Source organism: Nitrosococcus oceani ATCC 19707, from assembly GCF_000012805.1.
In the GTDB taxonomy this organism is placed as follows: Bacteria; Pseudomonadota; Gammaproteobacteria; order Nitrosococcales; family Nitrosococcaceae; genus Nitrosococcus; species Nitrosococcus oceani.
Window position 1 is genome coordinate 863,901 of the sequence record NC_007484.1, and the last position, 16,539, is coordinate 880,439.

The 16,539-nt window shown below is 51.3% G+C and carries 17 protein-coding genes; 16 read left to right on the forward strand and 1 reads right to left on the reverse strand.

Annotated features, from left to right (window positions below; translation table 11 throughout):
* The 16 genes from NOC_RS04325 (at window position 1) to NOC_RS04400 (ending at window position 13,819) form a co-directional block, all read left to right on the forward strand.
* Window positions 1-642 (forward strand): protein-L-isoaspartate(D-aspartate) O-methyltransferase, encoded by a 642-nt coding sequence (locus NOC_RS04325; protein ID WP_002808840.1) that lies wholly within the window; start codon window positions 1-3, stop codon window positions 640-642.
* A 38-nt stretch (window positions 643-680) separates the two neighbouring features.
* Window positions 681-1,226 carry a YqaA family protein gene (locus NOC_RS04330; RefSeq protein WP_002809915.1) on the forward strand — a complete coding sequence of 182 codons (546 nt, stop codon included), beginning with the start codon at window positions 681-683 and terminating at the stop codon, window positions 1,224-1,226.
* A gap of 91 nt (window positions 1,227-1,317) precedes the next feature.
* Window positions 1,318-2,091, forward strand: coding sequence for a peptidoglycan DD-metalloendopeptidase family protein (locus NOC_RS04335; RefSeq protein ID WP_011330482.1), 774 nt, complete (start codon window positions 1,318-1,320; stop codon window positions 2,089-2,091).
* A gap of 127 nt (window positions 2,092-2,218) precedes the next feature.
* A protein-coding gene (gene prfB, locus NOC_RS04340) for a peptide chain release factor 2 (RefSeq protein ID WP_147094504.1) occupies window positions 2,219-3,317 on the forward strand; the annotation gives its coding sequence in 2 pieces (ribosomal slippage) (window positions 2,219-2,293 and window positions 2,295-3,317; 1,098 coding nt in all).
* A 124-nt stretch (window positions 3,318-3,441) separates the two neighbouring features.
* Window positions 3,442-4,182 (forward strand): DNA repair protein RecO, encoded by a 741-nt coding sequence (gene recO / locus NOC_RS04345; RefSeq protein WP_002811352.1) that lies wholly within the window; start codon window positions 3,442-3,444, stop codon window positions 4,180-4,182.
* Window positions 4,179-4,919: a pyridoxine 5'-phosphate synthase gene (pdxJ, locus tag NOC_RS04350; RefSeq protein ID WP_002811389.1), complete on the forward strand. Its 741-nt coding sequence runs from the start codon at window positions 4,179-4,181 to the stop codon at window positions 4,917-4,919. The genes recO and pdxJ overlap by 4 nt, the downstream gene beginning before the upstream one ends.
* The gene (gene acpS / locus NOC_RS04355; RefSeq protein WP_002809960.1) at window positions 4,916-5,380 is read left to right on the forward strand and encodes a holo-ACP synthase; all 465 of its coding nucleotides are present in this window, start codon (window positions 4,916-4,918) and stop codon (window positions 5,378-5,380) included. The genes pdxJ and acpS overlap by 4 nt, the downstream gene beginning before the upstream one ends.
* Before the next feature lie 95 nt (window positions 5,381-5,475).
* A complete protein-coding gene (cysM, locus tag NOC_RS04360; RefSeq protein ID WP_002809375.1) occupies window positions 5,476-6,366 on the forward strand; it encodes a cysteine synthase CysM in 891 nt (296 codons plus the stop codon).
* 56 nt (window positions 6,367-6,422) lie between these two features.
* Entirely contained in the window at window positions 6,423-8,495 is a 2,073-nt protein-coding gene (locus tag NOC_RS04365; protein ID WP_244860056.1) for a YdbH domain-containing protein, read from the forward strand.
* Between the two features lie 20 nt (window positions 8,496-8,515).
* Window positions 8,516-9,127 carry a YdbL family protein gene (locus NOC_RS04370; protein WP_002810616.1) on the forward strand — a complete coding sequence of 204 codons (612 nt, stop codon included), beginning with the start codon at window positions 8,516-8,518 and terminating at the stop codon, window positions 9,125-9,127.
* Window positions 9,128-9,138: 11 nt separating this feature from the next.
* Complete coding sequence (locus tag NOC_RS04375) at window positions 9,139-9,912, forward strand: 3'-5' exonuclease (RefSeq protein ID WP_002808755.1); 774 nt, start codon at window positions 9,139-9,141, stop codon at window positions 9,910-9,912.
* A gap of 53 nt (window positions 9,913-9,965) precedes the next feature.
* Entirely contained in the window at window positions 9,966-11,309 is a 1,344-nt protein-coding gene (gene rlmD / locus NOC_RS04380; RefSeq protein ID WP_011330486.1) for a 23S rRNA (uracil(1939)-C(5))-methyltransferase RlmD, read from the forward strand.
* Between the two features lie 58 nt (window positions 11,310-11,367).
* On the forward strand, window positions 11,368-11,865 hold the full coding sequence (ribH, locus tag NOC_RS04385; protein ID WP_002809998.1) for a 6,7-dimethyl-8-ribityllumazine synthase: 498 nt from the start codon (window positions 11,368-11,370) through the stop codon (window positions 11,863-11,865).
* Window positions 11,862-12,308, forward strand: coding sequence for a transcription antitermination factor NusB (nusB, locus tag NOC_RS04390; protein WP_011330487.1), 447 nt, complete (start codon window positions 11,862-11,864; stop codon window positions 12,306-12,308). The genes ribH and nusB overlap by 4 nt, the downstream gene beginning before the upstream one ends.
* Window positions 12,309-12,365: 57 nt before the next feature.
* Window positions 12,366-13,325: a thiamine-phosphate kinase gene (thiL, locus tag NOC_RS04395; RefSeq protein WP_002809355.1), complete on the forward strand. Its 960-nt coding sequence runs from the start codon at window positions 12,366-12,368 to the stop codon at window positions 13,323-13,325.
* A gap of 2 nt (window positions 13,326-13,327) precedes the next feature.
* Entirely contained in the window at window positions 13,328-13,819 is a 492-nt protein-coding gene (locus NOC_RS04400; protein WP_002809881.1) for a phosphatidylglycerophosphatase A family protein, read from the forward strand.
* 32 nt (window positions 13,820-13,851) lie between these two features.
* Here NOC_RS04400 and glnD read toward each other — a convergent pair whose 3' ends face one another.
* Window positions 13,852-16,530, reverse strand: coding sequence for a [protein-PII] uridylyltransferase (gene glnD, locus NOC_RS04405; RefSeq protein WP_002811130.1), 2,679 nt, complete (start codon window positions 16,528-16,530; stop codon window positions 13,852-13,854).
* Window positions 16,531-16,539: the final 9 nt, after the last annotated feature.

The following is a 16,539-nucleotide window of genomic DNA, read 5'->3' on the forward strand; positions in this document are numbered from 1 at the left end:
ATGGGGATGACTTCCCGGCGGGCTCGAGAGCGAGAGCGGTTGATTCAGCGATTACATGAAGAGGGTATTCGTGATCCTGCTGTGCTCAAGGTAATCCAGGAAACGCCCCGCCATATTTTTGTTGATGAGGCGCTTTCTAGCCGAGCCTATGAAGATACCGCGCTTCCTATCGGTTTTAGACAAACGATTTCCCAGCCTTATATCGTGGCCCGTATGACAGAAGCTCTCCTTGCTGGAGGATCGCTCCAGAAAGTGTTGGAGGTGGGTACAGGCTCTGGCTATCAGACAGCTATTTTAGCGGGCTTGGCAGGTCTGGTTTATACGGTGGAACGAATCAAGCCGCTGCTGACGCAAGCCCAGGCCCGCTTTAAGCATCTTGGGATAAGCAATATCCGGGCTAAATGCGCCGATGGGCTTTGGGGGTGGCCGGCCTATGGGCCTTATCAAGGGATATTGGTGGCCGCGGCGCCTAGGGAAATCCCTCAGACTTTGCTTAAACAATTAGCTGTCGGGGGGCGGATGGTAATTCCGGTAGGGGCATCGTCTGGTACCCAGTCCTTAATGATTGTGACTAGAACGGCTGATGATTTTGAAATGAAAACTTTAGAGCGGGTTAGTTTCGTGCCGCTTGTAGGAGAGTAAATTTGGCAAGGCTTTTTACTCTATTGTATGACAAGACTATGGGTTGGTCACGGCACCGCCACGCTACTCGTTGGTTGGTATTGGTCAGTTTTACCGAATCCTCTTTTTTTGTGGTGCCTCCCGATGTCATGCTGGCGCCTATGGCTTTAGCCTCCCCAAACCGGGCTTGGTATTATGCCATGCTTACTACGGTGGCATCGGTGTTCGGAGGATTGTTAGGATATGGGATTGGAGCATTGGCTTTTAGTTTGATAGAGCCTTTGTTGCAGCAATGGGACTATTGGGACTCTTATTTAAAGGCCCGTCTATGGTTTGAGGAGTGGGGAGGATGGGCTGTGCTGCTAGCGGGTTTTTCTCCTATCCCGTATAAAGTATTTACTATCGCCGCTGGTGTAGCGGCTATGCCTCTTGCCCTTTTTATCATGGCTTCTCTTGCGGGCCGGGGAGCTCGGTTTTTTCTGGTAGCGGCCTTGATGCGTTGGGGAGGCGCTCGGATGGAAGCTGGACTTCGGAAATATGTGGATTTAATGGGTTGGATAGCGGTGCTAGTAGCGTTTGCAGGTTACTTGCTGTTATCGCGGTAATCGATAGCCTATATAAATGCAGTGAATTATATTGCCCCAGGAAGGGTTGGGGTGTCGTTCTTGAATTTTTAACCACTGGAGTTTAGTTTCAGTGCGGTTGTTTTTACCAGCCTTAGTTATGATTGCTTTTTTGGCTGCTTGTAGCAGCGGTGGGAGGGTAGCTCCCGTTCATCATCTTGGCGCTGTTCCCCATGTGGGCCCCCGCCCATCCCATTATACGGTGAGACGGGGAGATACCTTATATTCCATTGGCTGGAGATATGGGGTGCATTACCGCACGCTTGCCCATTGGAATGCTATTCGCCCTCCTTATACGATCTATGTAGGGCAAAAACTACGTCTAAACTCTCCCTCCAAGAGCGCAGCCAAGCCGAAACAAGCATCCGAGAATAAGAAGTCTGTTACCAAATCGACAGCCTCACCCCCACTAACCAAGATTAAAGCTGTTCCAGCTAAAAAAGCATTGTCCCTGGAAAGGCCAACTAAGGTCGCTCATGGTATTCGCTGGTATTGGCCCACCCAGGGGGAAGTTATTCAGAACTTCTCCCGCACCGAAGCTGGTCGTAAAGGGGTAGATATTGCCGGGGAATTAGGCCAGCCAGTGGTTGCAGTAGCTGATGGTAAGGTCGTTTATAGTGGGCGGGGACTGCCCCGCTATGGGAAGCTAATTATCGTCAAGCACGATGCTAACTTTCTCAGCGCCTATGCCCATAACCGGTTGCTAGTAAGCAAAGAAGGCGATTCCGTAAAAGGCGGACAGAAGATTGCTGAAATGGGGCGTAGTGGGACTGATCGGGTTAAGCTGCATTTTGAGATTCGCCATCATGGGCAGCCCGTGGACCCCTTGCGCTATTTGCCTGAATAGTTATTCCGGTGAAGCCTGGTTGGTCCGAATGCTATCCTAGCGTTCTAGAGGCATGCCGGGGTGGCTATGGGAATTTCGTATATAATTTATTTTCTTTATTTATTAATCTGTTATGAGGGTTTGGAACATGCTGGAACAAGGTGCCGTATTGCAGCGGGCGAGTGATCTCAAAGGGCGTCTGGAAGCCCTGAGGGGGTATCTTTGACTTCGCGGCAAAGCAAGAACGGTTAGTGGAGGTTGACCGGGAGTTAGCCGTTCCTTCTGTTTGGGACGAACCGGAGCGGGCGCAACAGCTAGGTCAAGAGCGCGCGCAATTGCAGTCGGTGGTAGCTCCATTGGCGGAATTGGGCGGGGAAATCATCCAGGTTAGGGAATTGTTTGAGCTCGCCATGGAAGAAGGCGATGAAGACACTGCCCAGGAAATAATCGCTGAACTAGACGTTGTGGAACAACGTTTAGCAAAGTTGGAATTCCAGCGCATGTTTGCCGGTGAAATGGACCCTAACAATGCCTATCTAGATATTCAAGCCGGCTCTGGCGGGACCGAAGCCCAGGATTGGGCTAATATGCTGCTAAGAATGTATTTGCGCTGGGGAGAAAAGCATAGCTTTAAAACGGAGCTGACCGAAGTCTCTGAAGGGGAGGTTGCCGGGATCAAGAGTGCCGCTATTCGTTTCGAGGGAGAATACGCTTTTGGTTGGTTGCGGACTGAAACCGGGGTCCACCGGCTAGTGCGTAAATCACCTTTTGATTCGGGTAACCGCCGGCATACTTCTTTTGCCTCGGTATTCGTCTATCCAGAAGTGGATGAAAGGATAGATATTGAGATCAACCCAGCAGATTTGCGTATTGATACCTACCGGGCCAGCGGCGCAGGTGGACAGCATGTTAATCGGACCGACTCGGCGGTGAGAATTACCCACTTGCCTTCCAGTCTGGTGGTCCAGTGTCAAAGCGAGCGGTCCCAACATCAGAATAAGGCCCACGCTATGGCCCAGCTTCGCGCCAAGCTCTATGAGTTGGAGATGCGCAACCGCCAAGCCGAGAAACAGGCGGCGGAGGAGGCCAAGGCGGATATTGGCTGGGGAAGCCAGATTCGCAACTATGTATTGGATCAGTCCCGGATCAAGGATTTGCGCACGGGAATTGAAGTAGGGAATACTCAAGGGGTATTGGATGGTGATTTGGACTCATTTATCGAGGCAAGCCTCAAAAGTGGGTTTTAGCTTGTTTAGGTCTACCTTCTTTAGCGGAATATCGAGCCGGATTAAAGCAAGAAGAGGGTACGATATTTTGCTGCTTTCTCCGATGTGGCTGTGGGGGCAGGCCGGTAAATTTCTGGCTTGAGTAATGAGAGTTGTCCTCCAGCCGGCCTATGTACTTCATTCGCGTCCTTATCGGGAAACTAGCGCCTTGGTAGAGGTTTTCACCCCGGAGTATGGGCGGGTAGGGCTGGTTGCCAAGGGGGTGAAACGGCAGCGTACCCATCGCTTCAGCCTGTTGCAGCCGTTTTGTCCCTTGTTGCTTTCCTGGACGGGCCGGGGTGATTTAGTCACTTTAACGGGAGCGGAAGCAGCGGGTCCGATACCTGTTCTTACTGGGGAAGGGTTGATCTGCGCTTTTTACCTGAACGAATTGTTATTGCGTCTTCTGCCACGCCGCGATCCTTTGGAAGCTCTGTTCTCGGTTTATGCCCATTCGCTACCGTCATTAATCCATGCCCAGCAACGGCAGCAGATTTTACGCTTGTTCGAACGGGATTTGCTGGCCTATTTGGGGTATGGGTTAATATTAAAATACGAGGCCGGTACCTCCCGACCGATAGAAGCAGGGCAATGGTATAGTTATCAACTGGAGAAGGGTCCTGTGCGTCTCTTGTCAGAAGACTTAGAGGGGATGAAGGTTAGGGGGCATACCTTGCAGGCTTTGGCCCGGGGAGCTTTGGCTGACCCGGCGAGTTTGGGTGAGGCCAAGCGCCTGCTACGGTGGTTGCTTGCCTTTCATCTCGGGGATAAGCCTTTGAAAAGCCGGGGCTTGTTGGAGGAGTTACGGCGATTGGGGAATGTAAGCAGAAAAGAAGAGCGCCCATGATTGCAAGTCACGCTATTTTACTGGGAGTTAATATTGACCACGTGGCCACCCTGCGCCAGGCGCGGGGAACCCGCTATCCCGATCCCATCCAGGCCGCCATTGAAGCCGAGCAGGCCGGGGCGGATGGCATTACCCTCCATTTACGGGAAGATCGCCGCCATATTCAGGAGCGGGATGTAGCTTTGCTAAGGGACGTTTTAGTCAGCAAGATGAATCTGGAGATGGCGGTAACCGGGGAGATGTTAGCCATTGCCGAGAAATATTGCCCGGAAGACTGCTGCTTGGTGCCGGAGCGGCGGGAGGAATTAACTACGGAGGGAGGGTTGAATGTGACCGGCCAGTTAGCGCGGATTACCGAAGCCTGCGTCCGTCTAAAGGAGGCGGGAACCCGAGTCTCTTTGTTTATTGATGCCGATCCTCGTCAAGTGGAGGCCGCGGCCCAAGCTAACGCTCCCGTCATTGAGATTCATACTGGACATTTTGCCGATGCCAGGGATGAGCGGAACCGGCGGAAAGAATTCCAGCGGATTGTCGAGGCGGTGAAAAGGGGGCGGGAAGTTGGTCTCCAGGTTAATGCTGGGCACGGACTGAACTATCAGAATGTAGCGGCGATTGCGGCGCTTTCTGATATTGTCGAACTCAATATTGGCCATGCCATTATAGCTCGCGCTTTGTTTACAGGAATGCAATCCGCCGTCGGGGAAATGAAACGTCTAATGAGAGAGGCTCGGGAGTGATTGTGGGGATCGGCACTGATATTGTTCAGGTCTCTCGGATGACCGCACTGCTTGGGCGGTATGGGGAGCGGTTTCCCCGGCGTATTCTTACCGGGGATGAGTTCAAGAAGTTTTCTGTCAGTAAGCAACCTGCGTATTTTCTGGCCAAGCGGTTTGCCGCTAAGGAAGCTGCTGCCAAGGCATTAGGCACCGGCTTTGGCAGCGGCTTACGCCCCTGCCATATTGGGGTGGGTCATACTGAACGAGGACAACCTTTCTTAGAATGGCAAGGTCGGGCAAATGAGCTGGTCCGGATCTTAGGCGTTAGTCGAGGGCTGCTCAGTCTGGCAGATGAAAAAGAGTATGCATTGGCTTTTGTCACGTTACTGGCAGAAAGAGAGGGCGCCAAGCCGGGCTTAAGTTTGGAAAGAGCGCTAAATTCACTCAAACTATCGGGTAATGGTAATGGGGTCACGGATTAGAGGAATACGACTGAGCGGTCATCACCCCCTTCGCTGTTTCTTCCGGTGCGGCAGCGGAGGTAGCTGCCGATTAATGGGGAATGTCTATGATTAGGATGGATTATCCTACTATTGAAGATTTTGTGGGGCATACTCCTTTAGTACAGCTTCAGCATCTGCCAGGTGAGACTAGCAATACCCTGTTAGTGAAACTGGAAGGCCATAATCCTGCGGGCTCGGTGAAGGATCGGCCGGCGCTCAGTATGATTCAGTATGCGGAAGAACGGGGGGAAATTAAGCCGGGTGATACCCTGGTGGAAGCGACCAGTGGTAACACTGGCATTGCCTTGGCTATGATTGCCGCTATCAAGGGTTACCGGATGGTGTTGGTAATGCCCGAGAATATGAGTGTAGAGCGGCGGGCGGTCATGAAAGCCTTTGGGGCCGAGATCATTTTGGTAACCTCCCAAGAGGGAATGGAAGGGGCTCGTGACCTGGCTTTAGAGATGGAGGCTGAGGGCAAGGGCCGGGTGCTGGATCAGTTTGCTAATCCTGATAATCCCCGCGCCCATTATGAGGGAACGGGTCCCGAGATTTGGCGGGATACCCGTGGCAGCGTTACCCATTTTGTCAGTTCTATGGGCACTACCGGCACGATTGTAGGCGTCTCCCGCTATTTCAAGGCGCAAAATCCAGCCATTAAAATTATTGGCGTCCAGCCCCTGGAAGGTGCCAGCATTCCCGGAATTCGCCGTTGGCCAGAAGCCTATCTGCCCAAGATCTACGATCCGGCGGCCGTAGATCAAATTATTGACGTGTCGCAAGGGGAGGCGGAGGAGACGACTCGGCAACTCGCTGCCCGGGAAGGGATTTTTGCCGGTATCTCTTCCGGGGGCGCGGTTGCGGCAGCGCTGCGATTAGCCAAGAAGGTCAAACATAGCACGATTGTGGTGATCATTTGTGATCGAGGCGATCGATATCTTTCCACCCCTGTTTTCCCCGCCTAAAGAGAGCCGTTGGCGTTTTTCCGAATTTTGCTAAGGTAGCTGCTTCCGCGAGGTGCTTGAGGCGTCCCGCCAGTGCTCGCTGGTGGCTGTTATTGAGCCTGGGTGTGTTCTTTGTATCGGACGTGCGTCCGGTTGATAAATATACTCTCCACCTTGGGGATCTAGGCGGCTCCGGCTGGCGGGCGGAACAGGTAGCCCTTGATTTTCAGTTCCAAACCGCCAATCGGGGTTCGGCTCAGCTTCATATCGCCCGCTTGCTACTCCCTTCCCCTTTTAAGCGCTTGCAGCAAGTGGTTATCCACTGCGAATATATTGAATTGCTCTCCTCTCATTTGCGGTGTGCGGAGGGGACCGTGAATTTCACCTATGAAGGCTTTTTTGTACGTAGCAGTCTCTTCAGTTTTAGCTATCATTTAGAGACTCAAGCGCTTTCTTTCGAGCTTAAATCATTGGGCTTGGTTGGCGGGTCTGGGACTATTGCAGGGCATTTTGAAGATGCGCGCTGGCAATTATCCATTTCTGGAAAGTCTCTCAAGCTAGCCTCTTTTCTTGAGCTAATAGCTTCTTTGGGCCTGCAATCAGCCATTTGGCCCTCGGAATTCTCCTTCCAGGGCGTGCTGGGGATAGAGGCAAAATTAGCAGGGCAAGGCCAATTTCTGCGTACTGTCTGCCTTGGACTTCAGCTCGATGGAATAGGCTTCTCCGATACAAGCGCTCTCCAGGTGGGTGAGGCGGTAGCCGGCAAACTTCAGCTCAAGGGGCAAAATACCCACAAGGGTTGGGAGATGACTGGAGAGATGAAATTAAATGGAGGAGAAGCCTATTTCCATCCGTTATATTTCGCATTTTCCGAAACCCCTTTTCATGCCCAGTTAGAATTAGAGCCAGGGAAGGCCAAGGGGGATTGGAAAATTCCCCACTTCAGTCTGAAGCAAACTGGGGTTATGGCGCTTACGGGGGCGCTCCAGTGGACCCGGCAAGGAATAACCGAAGCGCAGGCCCAACTGGCGCAAGCCCGAGTGCCCGCCTTGTATCGGCATTGGTTGAAACCTTTTTTGGCGGGGACGGCCTTGGGGAATTTAACAAGTGGCGGAAAGGTTACCCTTGCTTGGAGATATCGTTCTCCTGGCCAGTGGGAACTCAAGGGATTCTTTGATGAGGTAGATATTGCTGACCAGCAAGGACGATTTAGCCTTGCAGGCCTTGGGGGGCAATTCGGTTGGAGCACTCATGCTACTCCCTTAATGATGGATCTCAGTTGGCAAGGGGGGCGTATTTATGCCTTGAATTTGGGGGCGGCGCACTTCCTTGCCGAGAGTAAAAATAATGGCTTGGGGCTTCGTCAACCGTTGCGGCTACCTGTACTCGATGGGCAGTTGCTTATTAATGATTTTGTTCTAAAAGATCCAGGAACCTCCGTAGCTCATTGGGGGCTGGAAGGGGCGTTAAGTCCTCTTTCCATGGAAAGGCTCAGTCAGGCCCTGGGTTGGCCCGCCTTGGCTGGGAAATTATCCGGGGTTATCCCTCGGGTCCGGTATCGGGAAGGCGTTGTGGAAGTTGGCGGTGCTTTGCTGGTACGGCTATTCGATGGCACACTGGTTATCCAGAACCTGCGCTTAGAAGACCCCTTAGGGATAATTCCACGGCTTGAGGCGGACATTGATATTAACCGCCTGGACTTGGAAACCATGACCCGTACTTTTGCCTTTGGTAAAATCGAAGGCCAGCTCAGTGGCGAAATACGGAAGCTCCGCTTGGTTGATTGGCAGCCGGTTCAATTTGATGCGAAACTGGCGACCCCGGAAGGTGATCCTTCGCGGCACCGTATTAGCCAGCAAGCGGTGGAGAGTCTCTCGCGTTTAGGTGGAGGCGCCAGCGGTTTGGTCTCCCGGAGTTTTTTAGGGCTGTTTAACGATTTTTCCTATGACAAAATGGGCTTGAGTTGCCGTCTTCGCCGCCAAGTATGCAAGATGGGAGGATTAGGGTCCATTAATGGAGGATATTATATTGTCCGTGGTAGCGGATTTCCTCGTATTGATATCATTGGTTATACCCGCCGGGTGGATTGGCCGGTGTTTATAAAACGGCTAAAGAGGGTGACTTCGGTGGATGGCTCGGTGAGGGAATGAATTTAATTAGAGAGCACGCAATGAAAAAGCGGTTACGTTGGTCGAGTTTGTTGGCGGTAATAGGACTAGCTGCCTGTGTGACCATCAATATTTATTTTCCTGCAGCAGCGGCAGAAAAGGCTGCGGACAAGATCATCGAGGACGTTTGGGAGCAAGATGCAACCACCACGCCAGCCGCACCGACTTCCCCAGCCGAGCAAGAAGAGCTCTCTTCTCTGCCGGGCTTTGCCTGGAGCCGAGTGCTTGATTTTTTAATCACGCCGGTGGTGGCGGCCGAACCCAATCTGGATATCTCAAGTCTCGCCATTAAACGTATTACCGTCTCTATGGAAAGGCGCTATCGTGAACTTAAACCCTATTTTCAAAGTGGCGCTATCGGGCTTACCCATGATGGTTTGGTGGCAATGCGAAAGGCCCAGGAAGTCCCCCTTAGGGACCGGACTCAGGTAAATCAGCTGCTTGCCACTGAAAACAATGATCGTAATGCCCTTTATGGAGAGATTGCCAGAGCCAATGGCCACCCTGAATGGGAGGCTCAACTTCGGGAAACTTTTGCCCGCCGCTGGATTCAAAAAGCGCCTTCAGGATGGTGGTATCAGAATGCCCAAGGCCAATGGGCGCAAAAGCGTTAACCACCTTGTCAATGAACGTTTTTGTCTTTGATATCGAAACGGTCCCGGATGTAGAAGGGGCGCGCCGTTTCTATGGCTTGGAGGGTTTGGATGATGCCGCGGTGGCTGAAATTATGTTTTCTAAACGTCGCCAGGAGACGGGGGGCGGGGAGTTTTTGCGTTTACATTTGCACCGCATCGCCGCTATTTCCGTGGCGCTCCGTTCCCAGGACCGGTTTAAAGTTTGGTCATTAGGCGATCCTGCCTCTCCGGAGGAAGAGTTAATACAGCGTTTCTTTGATGGAATCGAAAAATTTGTACCCACCCTGGTTTCTTGGAATGGGAGCGCCTTCGATCTTCCGGTGATACACTACCGCGCTTTGCTTCATGGTATTGGGGGCGCGCGTTATTGGGAGATCGGCGAGAAGGAGCAAAGCTTTCGCTGGAATAACTATCTGAATCGTTATCACCAGCGCCACTTAGATTTGATGGATGTGTTGTCTGGCTACCAGACTCGAGCCGTGGCCCCGTTGGATGAAATTGCGACATTACTTGGCTTTCCCGGTAAAATGGGGATGAGTGGCGCTAAAGTATGGGATTTATTTCAAAGCGGTGAGCTTGAGGCAATTCGCAATTACTGTGAAACTGATGTACTGAATACCTACCTTGTCTTCTTGCGATTTGAACTCATACGGGGACAGCTTGAGAAAGCCACCTATCAGCAGGAATGTCAACGGGTGCGGGAGGTGATAGGGGCTGAGAACAAAACTCATTTTTCGGAATTTTTGGCCCTCTGGAATATTTAAAGCGGGGGGTTAGCTTGTAACCTCTAGATTTACTCTTTATTTATCTCTCGGCAATGGCGCATCATCCTAAACGAAAACCTCTCTCTCAAGAGCCTCAAAAGGCTTCCATTGAGGCACTAACCCATGAGGGCCGTGGTATTGCCCACGTAGCCGGCAAAACTGTTTTTATTGATGGTGCCCTGCCTGGCGAAACGGTATGGTTTCACTATCTCCGCCGGCGCGGTAAATTTGACGAAGGCCGTGTACTAGAAGTATTGCAACCGGCGCCAAGCCGGGTAGAGCCGCGCTGTCGCCATTTTGGGGTTTGTGGGGGGTGTAGCTTGCAACATTTGAGCACGGCGGCTCAGTTGCAGCTCAAGCAAGTAACGGTAAGGGAGCAGTTCCGTCATTTTGGCGGTGTTGAACCCGAGCAATGGCTACCCCCTCTGGTGGGAGGGGGCTACTGGGGATATCGCTACAAGGCGCGCCTAGGGGTTAAGTTCGTTAAAAAAAAGGATCGCGTACTGGTTGGCTTTCGGGAAAAGGGAAGCTCCTTGATTGCGGCGCTGGAGGGTTGTGAGGTGCTGCACCCGTCGGTGGGATATCTATTGCCAGCGCTAGGCGAATTGATCGCCTCTTTAAGTTGCTATGACCGTATTCCCCAGATCGAGGTTGCTGCTGGGGATCAATCAACCGGTTTGGTATTTCGCCATCTCGTGCCCTTGACTACAGCGGATACCGAGCAGCTAGTGGCATTTGGCCAGGCCCATAAATTGCAGATTTATCTCCAAGGGGGGGGAGCGGAAACGGTACGTCTCCTATGGCCCGCAGGGGCGCGTTTAAGTTATTCCCAGTTTGGAAAGCTGGAAATGATATTCTTGCCTACGGATTTCACTCAGGTAAACCGGGAGGTGAACACCAAAATGGTTCGGCGGGTCCTTGAGTTACTTGAAATTAAATCCGGCGAGCGGGTGCTAGACTTGTTTTGTGGAATAGGTAACTTTACCCTGCCGTTGGCAATTGCTGGCGCCGAGGTTGTGGGAATAGAAGGCAATGCCGGGTTAGTGGCTCGGGCAGTGGCGAATGCAACACATAACCGGCTGGAAAATGCCTATTTTGAAATGGCTGATCTGAATGGGGCGGAATGGACTCATTATGTTTGGGCACGAGAAGGCTTTTCTAAAGCGCTGTTAGATCCACCCCGAAGTGGAGCATTACTTGCGGTACAGCAAATGTCAAAACTAAGGGTACAGCGAATTGTTTATGTTTCTTGCAATCCTGCTACCCTTGCCCGGGATGCAGGTGAGCTTGTTAATCGACAGGGCTACCGTTTGCGTTACGCGGGAGTGATCGATATGTTTCCCCATACTACCCATGTGGAAACCCTTGCCTTGTTTGAGCAGACAAGGAAGCACTAGGGAAATTCGATGTCCTCGGCGGAAGTTGCCAGTACAATAGTAGGGGGAGCGAAAAAACATGAAGAGCCATATCAAAACCATTACTGGAGATTATGTGATCCGGAATTTACGGATAGGTATTGCGGCTGCGCGGTTTAATGAATTTATCGTCGCTAGTTTGCTGGAGGGGACCGTGGATACTTTACTTCGCCATGGGGTTACCTCCAAGGATATCGAAATTGTTCGCGTTCCTGGCGCATTTGAGTTGCCGCTGGCAATTCAAGCCATGGCGCAGCGAGGCGGCTTTGATGCCTTAGTAGCTTTAGGGACGGTTATCCGCGGCGCGACCCCCCACTTTGATTATGTCGCTGGGGAATGCAGTAAGGGGTTGGGGTTGATTTCCTTGCAGCATAGCTTACCCATTGGTTTTGGCGTGCTGACAGTGGATACCATTGAACAGGCTATTGAGCGGGCGGGCACTAAAGCCGGAAACAAAGGGGTAGAGGCCGCGCTTTCTGTGATTGAGATGGTTGGCGTATTGCGACAAATTCATAGCGCCAAAGGCGAAATAACGTGAGTAATCGTCGTTCGAAGGCCCGCACGGCTGCTTTGCAGGGGCTTTATCAGTGGCAGTTGATGGGACAGGATGTCGATAAAATCGATATTGAATTCATTGTTCAGGATATACGGGGTATTGATCATGCCTATTTTCAGGAATTGTTGCGAGGAGTGCCCCAGCGCCAAGGGGAGCTAGATGAATGTCTCGGACCCTTTTTAGATCGGCCTATTAATGAAGTCGACCCGGTGGAATGCGCCATTTTGAGAATAGGGGCATTTGAATTGCTTTGTCGTCCTGAGATTCCCTATCGGGTTGTGCTAAATGAAGCCATTGAGTTGGCTAAGCGCTTTGGCGCCGAGCATGGCCATCGCTATGTCAACGGCATTCTCGATAAAGTGGCTCAAAAAGTACGTGCTACCGAGTTTCGGTCCCGAGCTCTTAGACGGCGGTTGCAGACTTAGCAGCGAACTTGATGACATGATACTTGTACCACCTGGCTCTTCTGAGCGCTTTAAGATGTGAATGAGTTCTCCCTGATTGAAAATTTTTTTGCGGATTGTACTCAGAAACGGGAAGACGTTGCGCTGGCGGTGGGTGACGATTGCGCCTTGATGACTGTCCCTCCAGGTTGTGAATTGGCGGTTTCTATTGATACGTTAGTAGCCGGGGTGCACTTTACTGCCGAGGTGGATTCCGCCGCTTTGGGGCACAAAGCGCTGACGGTAGGATTGAGCGATCTTGCTGCTATGGGGGCAGAACCGGCCTGGGCGACTTTGGCGTTGACTCTGCCAGAGCTCGACAGAGCTTGGCTGGCTGGGTTTACTCAAGGGTTAAGCAAGCTTGCCAGAAGCTACGGTGTGCAATTGGTAGGGGGAGATACCACTCGGGGGCCGCTGGCGGTCACTATGCAGTTGCATGGTTTCGTGCCTCGGGGTAAAGCCCTGAGGCGTGATGGAGCACGTCCCGGTGATGGAATTTACGTAACGGGAACTTTGGGTGATTCTGGCCTTGCCCTTCAAGCGCGATTGGAAGGTCTCCAGTTATCCCAGGAGGCTTTATGCTATGTTGAGCATCGCCTGGATTGGCCACAGCCTCGGGTACATGAAGCCTTGGCGCTTCGTCCTCTCGCCCATGCTGCTATCGATATCTCAGATGGTCTCGCAGCAGATTTGGGACATATCCTGAAAGGCAGCGGTGTTGGTGCGGCGGTTGAAGTAGAGGCTTTGCCGCTTTCAGATTCCTTTCGTGCTTCTCTTGAGTTGGAGCAAGCCTGGGCCTTGGCGCTAACCGCAGGCGATGACTACGAATTGTGTGTGACCGCGCCTGCCGAATACCATGACCGGATACAGGCGGTGCTCTCGGATCGGGGTTGTCCCTGCACCTTGATTGGAACGATTGAAGAGGAGCCAGGCTTCCGTTGCCGCCGCCGGAATGGAGCTTCATTTATTCCCCAACAGCAGGGTTACCGTCATTTTTAGTTATGGCTCAAGATATTGCAAAAATTAGCTGGCGTCAGTTGCTGGCAAATCCTATCTATTTCCTTGCTTTTGGCTTTGGTTCTGGCTTAGCCTCCCGTGCCCCGGGCACCTTCGGAACCTTACCGGCGTTGCCTTTTTATTGGTGGATTCAAGATTGGCCTCTGTTTGGCTATGTGCTATTAGTGCTGGTGTTGTTTTTAATAGGCATTTGGGTTTGCCATGTGACCGCTAGGGATCTAGAGATTAAAGACCCTGCTGGAGTTGTTTGGGATGAGTTCGTAGGTTTTTTGGTGACCATGACGGCGGCACCTTCTGGTTGGGGGTGGTTGCTTGGGGGATTTATCCTTTTTCGCTTATTTGATATTTGGAAGCCTTGGCCTATTCGAGTGTTGGATCGCCGTATAGCAGGAGGTTTAGGGATTATGCTGGATGATGTGGTGGCGGGTATTTTTGCTGCTCTCGTACTTGCAGGCTTCGAGGTATGGATGGGATAAGTTGGTATTATACTAAGCTAGTTTTATCCTAATTAGCGTTCTAAATAAGTATAAATTGCCTCCTTTAACTGCTGCTGTTGCTCTGGGGTGAGGGGTTTATCCTGTTGATTGCAAATAAAAAAGACATCCACCACTTGGGTGCCTAGGGTTGTGATTTTGGCATTCACCAGCCGTACTTGGCAGCTAGCTAAGGCCCGGCATACTCGGGAAAGCAATCCAGGCCAATTGTTGGTAGTCAGTTCCATCACGGTACATTGATTACGACGATCCTTGGTAAAAGTAATAGTAGTAGGAAATTTAAACAGCTTTAATTTTCGCGGAATAAACCCTGGACGGTAAGGTGGGGCGCGGTCAGGTTGGGTTAGCCGCTGGGTTAAAACCTCTTGGATTTCTTGCAAGCGAAATTCTAGATCGGCTTCAGCCCGGATGGTAGCTGCCTCACGGACAACAAAGCTTTCCAAGACGAAGCCATGGCCGGTAGTGATAATCCGGGCGTCCAAAACATCCAGATCGAGTTGAGCCATGGTTCTCGTGGTTACGGTAAAAATTAGCGCGTGGGCTCTGGCATAGATAAACACCTCCATGGTCCCAGGCTCCTGGTTGTGAATGCGTACCAGAATTCGCGGCGCGCCGTCATGGGGTTCTTTCTGGGCAAGAGCCTTGATGTGCCAGCGGATCTCATTGGGTGTATGACGCAGGAAATAATCCGCATCGATTTGACTCCAAAGGATATCAAGTTTTTGTTCGGTCCAGCCGTCTTTTAATAATGCTTGCCGCGCTTCATTTTGAATATCGCGGATATGTTCTTTTTTGTCGACGGGATATTCTAAACCTTGCCGCAATGCTTGCTGGGTAGCCGTGTAAAGCTTATTTAACAAAGCGTCCTTCCAGCTGTTCCAGAGATTAGGGTTAGTCGCGCGAATATCGGCCGCCGTCAACAAATAGAGATGATTCAGGCGCCTTTCATCACCGACCTCCCTAGCAAAGCGCTGAATCACCTTCGGATCGTTAATGTCGCGTCGTTGTGCCGTCATGGACATTAGCAGGTGATGGGCTACTAACCAGGCAACAAGGCGGGAATCGTCGCGGCTGAGGCCGTGGTAGAGACAAAATCTCAAGGCATCTTTGGCCCCGAGCTTGCTATGATCGCCGCCGCGCCCCTTGGCGATATCATGAAATAGGCCAGCCAGATAGAGTAACTCGGGTTTAGAAATCCGTTGAAAAATCTCCGAACACAAGGGCAGTTCCTGGGCATATTTTGGAAGGGCAAAACGCCGGAGATTATGTATCAGAAATAAAGTGTGCTCATCAACCGTATAAGCGTGAAACATGTCATATTGCATTTGTCCCACAATTTTGCCAAAAACAGGCAGATAGGCACCGAGTATGCCGTATTTATTCATGCGCCGGAGTTCGCGAGTGATGCCCCGGGATTGGCGCATGATTTCCATAAACAGAGCCCGATTAAATGAATCTGCCCGGAAGTTGTCGTCGATAAGATGGCGGTGTTCTCGAATAAGGCGGATGGTTGAAGCTCGCACTCCTTTGATTTCAGGATGTTGCTGGAGCAATAGGAAAACTTCCAGGAGGGCAGAAGGGGTATGTTTGAATACGCTAGGATTGATGACTTCCAGAAACCCATTGCGGGCCTGAAAACGTTCGTTAATAGGACGAACATGAACTTTCGCGTCAACTAGCAGAATTCTTTCCTCAAGCAGTTGCAGGAGCATTTCATTAAGTCGTCCGGTGTTTTCAGCAGTTCGATAATAATCCTTCATGAGCTGTTCCACGGCTAAGTGGGGGCCTTGATCATGGTAACCTAGCTGTTTAGCAAGAGCGATTTGATGGTCGAATAAGAGGCGATCCTCTCTGCGGCCTGTCAAAGTGTGCAGACCATAACGGAGCTGCCAAAGAAAGCTTTGGCTTTCTAGCAATTCTTTTCGCTCTGATACGGTCAAAAAATCGTGCTGTAAGAGACTATCAAAGGACCAGGTATTGAAGTACCGTTTTGATACCCACTGGATCATCTGAATGTCGCGCAGCCCACCGGGACCTTCTTTGAGATTGGGCTCAAGATTGTAGGCGGTATCGTGGTATTTATGATGGCGTGTTATTTGCTCAGCCTGCTTGGCAAGAAAGAATTGGCGACTATTCCAGATTTGCTCTGGGGCGATAGCTGTTTGTAAGTTTTTAAATAGAAGTTCGGGTCCAAAAAGTAAGCGAGCTTCCATTAGGCTCGTAATAAACGAGAGATCATCGCGGGCTGCTTGTTGGCATTCTGCCACCGTACGCACACTGTGTCCCATCTCTAAGCCAGTGTCCCATAAAAAAGAAATAAAATGGCCAATGGAATTTTGTAGGATAGAATCGGTTTCCTCTGTCAGTAATAGGAGGATATCGATATCGGAGTAAGGGTGCAGAGTGCCTCTTCCATAGCCTCCCACAGCAACTAATGCAACCCGTTCAGGGCATTTTTTAGTATGAAGGCGGCAAGCTTGAACAAGAATCTGATCTACCAGCCAGGCATGGAGTGGTAGCAGTTCAGCGGCTGAAGTCCCCGTAAGAAAACGCTGTTTGAGATTCTCGATACCCTCTTTAAGGAAGGATCGCAATAGAAGCAAAGGGGCCTCGCTGGTATCAATCCACTTCGCAAAAGCAGCGGGTTCAAATAACGTGGGGTCGGGGCGAGTATTTCCAGTAAAATTTGGCACGCTGAGAAG

Excerpts from the sequence above, each read along its gene's own strand:
- NOC_RS04330 (WP_002809915.1), top strand. The coding sequence starts at position 681 with ATGGGTTGGTCACGGCACCGCCACGCTACTCGTTGGTTGGTATTGGTC.
- rlmD (WP_011330486.1), top strand. The coding sequence starts at position 9,966 with ATGGCGCATCATCCTAAACGAAAACCTCTCTCTCAAGAGCCTCAAAAG.
- recO (WP_002811352.1), top strand. The coding sequence starts at position 3,442 with ATGAGAGTTGTCCTCCAGCCGGCCTATGTACTTCATTCGCGTCCTTAT.
- NOC_RS04370 (WP_002810616.1), top strand. The coding sequence starts at position 8,516 with ATGAAAAAGCGGTTACGTTGGTCGAGTTTGTTGGCGGTAATAGGACTA.
- cysM (WP_002809375.1), top strand. The coding sequence starts at position 5,476 with ATGGATTATCCTACTATTGAAGATTTTGTGGGGCATACTCCTTTAGTA.
- ribH (WP_002809998.1), top strand. The coding sequence starts at position 11,368 with ATGAAGAGCCATATCAAAACCATTACTGGAGATTATGTGATCCGGAAT.
- NOC_RS04400 (WP_002809881.1), top strand. The coding sequence starts at position 13,328 with ATGGCTCAAGATATTGCAAAAATTAGCTGGCGTCAGTTGCTGGCAAAT.
- NOC_RS04325 (WP_002808840.1), top strand. The coding sequence starts at position 1 with ATGGGGATGACTTCCCGGCGGGCTCGAGAGCGAGAGCGGTTGATTCAG.
- pdxJ (WP_002811389.1), top strand. The coding sequence starts at position 4,179 with ATGATTGCAAGTCACGCTATTTTACTGGGAGTTAATATTGACCACGTG.
- NOC_RS04375 (WP_002808755.1), top strand. The coding sequence starts at position 9,139 with ATGAACGTTTTTGTCTTTGATATCGAAACGGTCCCGGATGTAGAAGGG.